General features: G+C 44.5%; 10 protein-coding genes. 8 read left to right on the top strand and 2 right to left on the bottom strand.

All coding sequences use genetic code 11. From position 1 onward, the window contains the following. The 5 genes from VZ94_RS26170 to VZ94_RS18730 all read left to right on the top strand — a co-directional run. Positions 1–434, top strand: a 434-nt coding sequence (locus VZ94_RS26170) for an AAA family ATPase (protein ID WP_045780400.1), incomplete at its 5' end; no start/stop codon positions are given. Between the two features lie 25 nt (positions 435–459). Then, the gene (locus tag VZ94_RS18745; RefSeq protein WP_045780399.1) at positions 460–1,299 is read left to right on the top strand and encodes an Rpn family recombination-promoting nuclease/putative transposase; all 840 of its coding nucleotides are present in this window, start codon (positions 460–462) and stop codon (positions 1,297–1,299) included. A 2-nt stretch (positions 1,300–1,301) separates the two neighbouring features. After that, a complete protein-coding gene (locus VZ94_RS18740) occupies positions 1,302–2,591 on the top strand; it encodes a DUF58 domain-containing protein (RefSeq protein ID WP_045780398.1) in 1,290 nt (429 codons plus the stop codon). Next, positions 2,578–3,372: an RDD family protein gene (locus VZ94_RS18735; protein WP_131655638.1), complete on the top strand. Its 795-nt coding sequence runs from the start codon at positions 2,578–2,580 to the stop codon at positions 3,370–3,372. Before VZ94_RS18740 ends, VZ94_RS18735 begins: the two co-directional genes overlap by 14 nt. Further along, positions 3,359–4,399, top strand: a complete 1,041-nt coding sequence (locus tag VZ94_RS18730) for a stage II sporulation protein M (RefSeq protein WP_045780396.1) — start codon at positions 3,359–3,361, stop codon at positions 4,397–4,399. The genes VZ94_RS18735 and VZ94_RS18730 overlap by 14 nt, the downstream gene beginning before the upstream one ends. A 209-nt stretch (positions 4,400–4,608) precedes the next feature. Here the strand turns inward: VZ94_RS18730 and VZ94_RS18725 are convergent, their stop codons facing one another. Both VZ94_RS18725 and VZ94_RS18720 read right to left on the bottom strand, forming a co-directional pair. After that, on the bottom strand, positions 4,609–5,073 hold the full coding sequence (locus tag VZ94_RS18725) for a hypothetical protein (protein WP_045780395.1): 465 nt from the start codon (positions 5,071–5,073) through the stop codon (positions 4,609–4,611). Between the two features lie 25 nt (positions 5,074–5,098). Next, positions 5,099–5,548: a hypothetical protein gene (locus VZ94_RS18720; protein WP_045780394.1), complete on the bottom strand. Its 450-nt coding sequence runs from the start codon at positions 5,546–5,548 to the stop codon at positions 5,099–5,101. A gap of 363 nt (positions 5,549–5,911) precedes the next feature. Between VZ94_RS18720 and VZ94_RS18715 the strand changes: the two genes are divergently transcribed. From VZ94_RS18715 to VZ94_RS31155, 3 genes are all read left to right on the top strand, one after another. Beyond that, the gene (locus VZ94_RS18715) at positions 5,912–7,132 is read left to right on the top strand and encodes an RtcB family protein (protein WP_045780393.1); all 1,221 of its coding nucleotides are present in this window, start codon (positions 5,912–5,914) and stop codon (positions 7,130–7,132) included. Positions 7,133–7,143: 11 nt separating this feature from the next. Continuing rightward, positions 7,144–8,169 (top strand): RNA 3'-terminal phosphate cyclase, encoded by a 1,026-nt coding sequence (rtcA, locus tag VZ94_RS18710; protein WP_045780392.1) that lies wholly within the window; start codon positions 7,144–7,146, stop codon positions 8,167–8,169. Between the two features lie 162 nt (positions 8,170–8,331). Further along, positions 8,332–9,151, top strand: an 820-nt coding sequence (locus tag VZ94_RS31155) for a CBM96 family carbohydrate-binding protein (RefSeq protein ID WP_045780391.1), incomplete at its 3' end; no start/stop codon positions are given.

Below are 9,151 nucleotides of genomic sequence, written 5' to 3'. Positions count from 1 at the left end.
CTAAGACAGAAGCGCTCATTCTTAGTCGCTATGACAAACCCGGTGGCGGTCATCAAGCCGCATTGCAAAGCATTACCCCGTTAGCAGAGCATGATTTAATTCTAGCCAGAGAGCAAACAGCAACCGTGCATGTTGATGAGTCGTTATACCGCTATGTAGTGATGTTAGCCGCTGCTAGTCGCCAACACCCGCAACTAAGCTTAGGTTTATCAACACGAGGCGCATTAGCGTTAATCCGTTGCGCTCGTGTGGAAGCTGCACTATCTAGCCGTGATTACGTCTTACCAGACGATATTAAACGGGTTGCTCCGTTAGTCATTAGCCATCGCTTATTACTGACTAGTGAAGCCCAATTAGCCGGTTATACTGCGTTACAAGTTTATCAAGAGCTGGTGAATCAAGTGGCTATACCGAATATAGGTGATAATGCCTGAATAAGCTCAACCCTAGGGACATGTCATGACCAGAGATACCGTAAAGAAATATTTCAATCCTTACACTGATTTTGGTTTTAAAAAACTCTTCGGTGAAGACGCTAGTAAAGACTTACTCATCGATTTTTTAAATCAATTACTGCCTGACTATCATCAAATTGCCGAATTAAGCTTTAAAAACCCAGAAAAAATCCCGGCTACAGTTAAAGAACGCAAAGCGATTTTTGATATTTATTGCCAAACCACTACTGGTGAGCGCTTTATTGTTGAGATGCAAAAAGCAAAAGTAAAGCATTTCAAAGATAGGGCATTGTTTTATTCAACGTTTCCAATTAGGGAACAAGTTAAAAAAGGCGATTGGAATTTCGAGTTATTGCCTATCTATTTTGTCGCGGTCTTAGACTTTCACTACGATGAAGAAGAGGAAATACGCAAATTTCGGCGCGACATCTGCTTAAAAGACCAAGATGGCGACGTGTTTTTCGATAAACTGCATTTTAGATTTTTACAAATGCCTTTGTTCACTAAAGAAGCTCACGAATTGACTTCTCATTTCGACAAATGGGTTTATTTTTTAAAAAACTTAGAAAATTTTGACCATATTCCAGCCATTTTAAACGAACCCATCTTCAAAAAAGGCTTTGAAATTGCCGAACTCGCGCATTTAACGCCACGCCAATTCGATGCTTATCAGCGTAGCTTAATCGAATATGCTGAAGTGAAAAATGTTAGCGACACTTCGTTTGAAGAAGGCATGATGTCAGAAAAGAAAAAAATAGCTATTACATTAAAGAATAAAAAGCTTTCGATGGATTTTATTATGGAAGTAACGGGATTATCTAAGCGAGAAATTGAAAAACTATAACCATGTCATTCTCCCGACTCACGCAATTAATCCTAATTTTTATCAGTGTGTTAGCACTGCTGAGTATTTGGACTGGCGGTATTTGGCAACTACTGTGGCGCGTCGCATTGGTGTGCTTAATCGTGTTAATCGTTATAGAAAAACTCAGTCTAACAAACGCCTACACGATTAAACGATGCTTACAAACAGCGCCGTTATTAGGTGAGCGATGCACTTACCAGCTAACGCTGACCAACCAAACCTCGCAAATGCTAGTTTTAGCCAGTCAAAGCGCTTACCCTGAAACCCTAGAAGGCGAACAACCCATACAAGCATGGCGCATAGCCCGCCATAGCGAAGAATCCCGTTGTTTTGATTATTTGCCTGTACGCTTAGGTAAAACGGAACTAGGCACCTTGTATTTAAAACAATTAGGCCGATGGGGTTTATGCTGGTGGACGCGTCAAGTCAACGAGCCGCTAGAGTTTTGCGTGCAACCGGCACGGTTAAAACAACTTCCCATCATCAATGGCACGAGTGGACAAGGCCAGCATAAACGTTGCTTGCCTAACGCAAGTGGTGGAGAACTGCTAGATTTGCGCGAGTTTCACTACGGCGACAACTTAAAAAGCGTAGATTGGAAAGCAACGGCTAGACGCGGCAAGCCTATTGTGCGCCGTTTTGAGCGCGAACAACGCTTAGAAATCGTTTTACTCATCGATTGTGGTCGTGCTGGGCGGAGTTATATCGGCGGCATGGATAGGTTGCATCATTATGTTAACGTAGCCGCCAAGCTAGCCGAATTTGCATCGCTACAAGGTGACCACATTGCTTGTTTAGCCTATACCCACGAAGTGCTACATACAACAGCGATGGCATCTGGGTTTAATGGCTTGCAGCGTATACGCAGCTTATTAAGCCAATTATCGGTCGGCAATGAAACCTCTAACCCATTACCGGCCGCGCTTGCCGTCAAACAATTGCTACGTCATAGAGGTTTAATCGTGTTTTTAACCGAATTAGAACAACCCGAAGCCGATGCACAATTATTAAAAGCCGGACAATTACTCGCATCTAAGCACCAAATTCTAGTCGCAACGTTAGCCGAACCGGAACTAGAAACCTTGATTACTCACCCTCAAGACACCTGGCTTTACCCTTATCAGCAATTTGCTGCACTCGAATATTTACAAGGTCGATTGGCATCAAGACAGCATTTACAGCGTTTAGGCTTATCGGTCATTGCAGCGCAACCTGCCGACCTCGCGCAACAGGTATTAACTTATTATCAACGCCGACGTGCATTCATTTAATATGGCTAAAAACTCATCAGATAACGACTATTTAGCAGTGCAAACTTTAGAAGGCTTGGATTATCAATTAGAAATCGCCGGGCTAGGCGCACGTTCTCATGCGTTTATTATCGATTGGCATATTCGATTATTACTAGCGTTGCTCTGGCTTATTGTAGGGACTGGCCTATTAGGCTTATTTGCGATAGAAAACCTGCGCGAGTGGTGGCGGCAAATATCGCATACCCTGCCTTTAATCATCGTTTTTTTACCGACGGCGGCAATTTACTTTCTTTACCATCCAGTGTTAGAAATCATCATGGCAGGCCGAACGCCGGGTAAACGCATGGCGGGAGTACGTTTAGTGACGCTGCAAGGCCATACGCCAAGGGCTGGAGAGATTTTATTGCGTAATGTGTTTAGATTAATCGACTCGCTGCCTAGCTGTTATGTCGTAGGCATCGTCACGGTAGCGCTTACCCACCACCATGTGCGTATTGGTGATTTAGCCGCCGGTTTAGTGTTGGTTTATGAGACAAACGTTAGCGCTAACACGTTAAACCAAGTCACTCAACTTGCCATACATTCCGAGCTAACCCCCGAGCAACAAGGCCTGTTATTAGATTTATTAAACCGATGGCCTGAGCTGAATAAAAACGTGCGTATCGATTTAGCGCAAAAATTTTTAGCCCATATTGGCCGACCCGTAACGAATTTAGACAAAGTTGAAAACCTAGATCGGGCGCTACATATAAAATTACAACGTTTTTTTAACCGAGTAAACGCGTATGGCAACACCTAACAGCACTAGCCAAGCCGCACTTAAAGAATGGCTAAAGACGCGCCAAGCTGATTGGCAACAATTAGATGCTAGGCTCAAAAAACCACCCAATCCTAATCATGCACTGAGCGAAGCCAGAGCATTGCTCATCGCCTATAAAGCGGTTATCAGCGACTTATCGTTGTCTAAGCGTATTCAAGGCAATACGCCCATTACCTTATATTTACAAACGCTGTACCTGAAAGCCTATGAGGAGTTGCATCAACCGGCACGACAGCTAAAAGCCGAGTTTTTTGCGTTATATCGTGTGCAAGTGCCGGTGTTAATCCAACACATGCGTCACTCGCTGTTAAGTGCTTTAGCTATTTTTTTATTAGGCATCTTAGCAGGCTGGTTATTAATCAGCGTCCACCCTGAACTCATAGGCTTGGTGTTATCGGAGCCTATGATTAATCAAGTACAAAACGGCGAGTTATGGACCGATAGTTTGCTTAACATCATGCCTTCGTCGGTATTATCGCTAGGCATTGCCGCGAATAACATCACCGTCACCTTAACAGCATTTGTCTTAGGCGCGCTTTATGGCCTAGGCACGCTATATATTCTAGGCATGAATGGCTTTATGCTAGGCGCGGCATTCGCGTTCACGGCGCAACACGGGTTAGCAGGGCGGTTATGTGCATTTATTATCGGCCACGGCCCGGTAGAACTCAGTGTGATTTTAATAGCCGGTGCAATGGGCTTACAATTAGGCGAAAGTCTGATTAGACCAGGGCCACGCAATCGCCTACAGGCTTTTCGGCAAACTAGCTTTGATACCGGGAAAATTTTATGTGCAGCAACACCGTTTCTACTCTTGGCCGGATTAATCGAAGGCTATATCTCGCCTAATCCCGTTTATCCGTTAGCGGCTAAACTAACCATAGGTATTTTGACGGGGTTAGTATTTTGGTGGATGTTAGGCGCACGAAAAAGAATGTTTACCGATGCTGCGAGCATAGCTTCTCGTGGCACTCACATGCGCCCCCTTTTGAAAAAACGGAGTTGAGAAGAGGTATTAAAACGGTTGTGTCCAGCCATGCATGGTACGCAAACGCTACCCCGCATTGTGTTAAACATGATAATTATTTCATTTCATCGCTCCCACGCTCTAGCGTGGGAGCGTAGCCAGGACGCTCTGCGTCTCGTTTCACACCGCCAGAGCGGTTGCAGCGCATTCCCACGCAGAGCGTGGGCACGATGAAAACAGAATAGTTATCAGGTACGCTTCTTATTTCTAAAACCAAAGAAATACCCTAACCCAGCCAGACCTGCTATCACTAATCCGTATAGTACTGTGTCATTACCACCCGACGCGATGGGTAACACGGCAGCGGCTTCTTTTTGTTTAAACTTAAACTGCGTAATCACGCCTAATTCGGGATCATCGACTTTAACCGTGAGCTTCTCAGCGCCGACTAACGTCAACTGCACTTCACTGCCATCGAAAGGCTTAATATTGCGTTTATCTTTACTGACAATAACTGGAATTAGCGGTGTTGTATTGATTTTAGCGGCTAACTCTCTGGCAAGTTCTTGTTCTAGCTGAGCAGTGGTTTTACCATCGGTTTTAATCGTCACGCTACGATTATCGATGCTGACAACAATATCGCCTTGTGAAGCCGTGGTTCTATTACCTGGATTGTATTGATCTAAATATTCCACATCAGAGGCTAAAACCAAATCAAGCGCAACCGTTACGGTATTGTCACCAAAACGTCTTATCCACTAAGTCATAGCTCATGCTTTGATTCGTATAATCACGTACCGTAATCCAATTCAGCGAGAACCCAGCGCGATTGCTTATGGTAAAAGCCGGTTCTTGGTCTTTTTGACTTACAACGGCCCCTCTAGCCCCTGGATCGACTTGCGTCATGCTGTCTTTGAAAGCCGTCACTAATTTTTTACTCACTTGCGCGGCAGGATTATCGCCGGTGAGTTTGCTATTGTTAATAAAGCTAATACTGGTCACGCGAAACGGATCAGCACCCGCTTTTTGCCATTCCGTCGTATAAGAAAATAATAAATCGCCGGTTTTTTTCGGCACGCCTGTGTGAATGCGTAACTGCTGTTGTTGCTCCGATGCTGAAGCTGCACTGCCAATATTAGGCACTACCGAAGCCGCTATAAATAAGCTTAATACGATGTGTTGTTTCATACGATACCTTAGTTATTATTGTTTTATGTTTGAACGCCTAGTTTTTTGTAACTTAGACCTGCTCTTCGCACTACGAACTAAAGTTATAAGCTATGAATGCGGTTTTGGATAGTGTTTTTAGTTGGTTTTCAGAGACTAACTATGAAAGATGTTATGTGATAAACAAGTAGCCACCACTTGCGTCATATATTATAAAAATAAATAAACTTATATAAAAATAGCTAATATATTCTGAGTCTCATCCTATCGCCAATATTTTCACATAATTTTAAATATTATAAATCAAATAGTTGAAAACAAATCTTACATTGGCACAACTCTCGCATTACGCCTTACGTCACTCAACCCTCATTGGAGCAACCCATGCAACCAGAAACCCATGACATTATGCAAGCAGAGTACGCTAAGCCGATTAAGATGTGGACGCGCGGCGTACCTGTTGAAGACGATGCTAAAAAGCAATTACAAAACATTGCACAATTACCGTTTATTTATAAACACATTGCCGTGATGCCTGACGTGCATGTCGGTAAAGGCTCAACGATAGGCAGCGTGATTCCGACTTTAGGCGCGATTATTCCAGCAGCGGTAGGCGTTGATATTGGCTGTGGAATGATTGCGGCAAAAACCACGTTAACCGCTAACGATTTACCCGACCATTTATACGGCTGGCGTACGGCTATCGAAAAAGCCGTACCGCATGGTTTGACGTTTAAAGGTCGTGATAAAGGCTCGTGGGAAAATCCACCTGCGACTGTTGATAGCGCATGGGCGCAATTAGACCCACGCTTTCAAGATTTATGCGCTAAACATCCTCGCTTTAAAAACACCAATAACTATAAACACTTAGGCACATTAGGTACTGGTAATCATTTTGTTGAAGTGTGTTTAGATGAAACGGACGCCGTTTGGTTTATGTTACATTCGGGTTCGCGTGGCGTCGGTAATGCCATTGGCTGTTATTTCATCGAGTTAGCGAAAAAAGATATGCAGAAATTCTTTATTAATTTACCCGATAAAGAATTAGCCTATTTTCCTGAAGGTACCGAGCATTTCGACGATTATGTCGCAGCAGTCGGCTGGGCACAGGATTTTGCTCGGTTAAACCGTGAATTAATGATGGCGAATGTCGTCAGCGCAATACAAGCGATTACGCCTAAGCCTTTCACGGCCGATGTTGAGGCCGTGAATTGTCACCACAACTATGTGCAACGTGAACACCATTTTGGTCATAACGTATTTGTGACGCGTAAGGGCGCGGTAGCCGCTTGGCCGGGTCAAATGGGAATAATTCCAGGCTCAATGGGTGCACGCTCTTTTATTGTGCGTGGTAAAGGTGAAGCCGAAGCATTTTGCTCTTGCAGCCACGGGGCCGGTCGTGTTATGTCGCGTACAGCTGCTAAACGTAAATTTACTATTGCCGACCAAATCGAAGCCACTAAAGACGTGGAATGCCGTAAAGATAAAGATGTGATAGACGAAATCCCTATGGCATATAAAGACATCGATGCCGTCATGCGTGCGCAAGCCGATTTAGTGGACATCGTGCATACCTTAAAACAAGTGGTCTGTGTAAAAGGCTAACAGGACAGCTTATGATTGAATTAGACGGCTCTCAAGGTGAAGGCGGAGGTCAGATTTTACGCACCGCGTTAAGTTTAGCGATGTGTACTGGCCAAGCCGTGCACCTTAAACACATTCGGGCGAAACGCGACAAGCCCGGTTTAATGCGCCAACATTTAACCGCTGTACAAGCCGCGCAAGCGATTTGTAGGGCCCAAGTGCAAGGCGCTGAAATTGGCTCAAGCGAATTAGTCTTTACACCCAACACGGTACAAGGCGGCACTTATAAATTTAGCATAGGCACGGCCGGTAGCTGCACCCTGGTATTACAAACCCTATTACCGGCTTTGCTGTTTACGAACACCGCAAGTTGTATTGAATTATCCGGTGGCACGCATAACCCTATGAGTCCACCGTTTCATTTTTTATCGCGCGCATTCGTGCCATTGCTTAGACGCATGGGCGCAGATATTGAGCTGGAATTATTACGCTATGGTTTTTATCCTGCGGGCGGCGGTCAGTTAATTTGCCATATACAGCCTTGTACTCAGCTTACGCCATTAACACTGTGTGAGCGCGGTCCGTTAATTGAAGCCTATGCTGAAGCGGTGTTTTCTGCTATCCCGTTTCATATCGCCGAACGCGAGCTAGCTGTGATTAAACAAAATCTTAACTGGTCTGATACACAGCTATTGCCGCTAGAAATCGCGCGCCAGCAAGGCCCTGGCAATGCGTTAATGGTAACCTTAGTCCATGAGCACTGCACCGAAGTCTTGGTCGGTTTTGGTGAAAAAGGTGTTAGCGCAGAAAAAGTAGCTAAGCGAGTCGTTAGCTCAGTACGCCATTACCAAACCAGTAAGGCCGCCGTCGCTGGTTTTTTAGCCGATCAGTTACTACTACCGTTGGCATTAGCCGGTGGCGGACAATTCACCACAACGGAATGGAGTCAACATGCTGCCACTAATGCTGAGGTGATTAGCCAGTTTTTACCGGTGCATATTGGTTCGGATCGGGTTGATAAGGATGCGTTTCAGGTTGTGGTTGCCCCAGTTAGATAATCTAGCAAGCAAAATCATACTAATAAATAAGTTTTTCTAACAATCCCTTCTATACTACTAAATGGTCATAAAAACATTCAGTTAACTAATTAGCAAAGGGATAATTATGAAAAAAAAAATGCTCGACTTCAATCTTTAACGCTTAGCATATCTATTACTAGCTTGCTAGGCATAAGCACAGCTAATGCTGACCCCTTATTACGATTTGATAGTTACGCGCCGATTACGCCCTCATCAATTCCATCACAGAATCGACATGGTGCCGAACCAACGCTTATCGTGAATCAGCACAACATAGGGTATTTGTCTTTTTATTTACAACGTTCACTACCGAATCAGCTTAAAGCCTCAGATATTCAAAAAGCCACTGTTGCAGTATTTTTAAATAAAGTCGATGCGGGCGGTGTTCTCGCTGTTGCTAAAGTAATTGAAGATTGGAATGAGAAAACTATTCCTCATAAAAATCAAGCTCCGGCCTACGACACAGTCACTATTAAACGCTTTGAAATAAAACCTGCTTATGCTGGACGCTGGATTCAACTTGATGTAACCAGTATCGTTAAAGACTGGGTTAATGGAAATGAAATTAGCGAAGAGGCAAGTTACGGTTTTGCGTTAATCTCAGAAAACCAGCTCGACATCACAATAGACAGCAAAGAAAATACAACCACTAGCCATCAAGCATTATTTGAAGTCGTGCTGAACAAAACAAGCTCTGTCGGTGCAAAAGGTGAAACTGGGGCGACGGGGGCTAGAGGTAACACCGGAGCATCTGGTCTTACCGGCGCGACGGGCGCTACAGGCAATACCGGTACATCAGGAAATACAGGCAAAACAGGCGCAACAGGTGCTAATGGCAACACGGGCACATCTGGTAATACCGGTGCGACAGGTGCTAACGGCAACACGGGAGCTTCTGGTAATACCGGTGCRACAGGTGCTAACGGCAACACGGGRGCTTCTGGTAATACCGGTGCAACAG

Source organism: Methylocucumis oryzae, assembly GCF_000963695.1.
Taxonomy (GTDB): domain Bacteria; phylum Pseudomonadota; class Gammaproteobacteria; order Methylococcales; family Methylomonadaceae; genus Methylovulum; species Methylovulum oryzae.
This window is presented reverse-complemented; position numbering and strand designations above follow the sequence as displayed.

Excerpts from the sequence above, each read along its gene's own strand:
- VZ94_RS18745 (WP_045780399.1), top strand. The coding sequence starts at position 460 with ATGACCAGAGATACCGTAAAGAAATATTTCAATCCTTACACTGATTTT.
- VZ94_RS18740 (WP_045780398.1), top strand. The coding sequence starts at position 1,302 with ATGTCATTCTCCCGACTCACGCAATTAATCCTAATTTTTATCAGTGTG.
- VZ94_RS18730 (WP_045780396.1), top strand. The coding sequence starts at position 3,359 with ATGGCAACACCTAACAGCACTAGCCAAGCCGCACTTAAAGAATGGCTA.
- VZ94_RS18720 (WP_045780394.1), bottom strand. The coding sequence starts at position 5,548 with ATGAAACAACACATCGTATTAAGCTTATTTATAGCGGCTTCGGTAGTG.
- VZ94_RS18715 (WP_045780393.1), top strand. The coding sequence starts at position 5,912 with ATGCAACCAGAAACCCATGACATTATGCAAGCAGAGTACGCTAAGCCG.
- rtcA (WP_045780392.1), top strand. The coding sequence starts at position 7,144 with ATGATTGAATTAGACGGCTCTCAAGGTGAAGGCGGAGGTCAGATTTTA.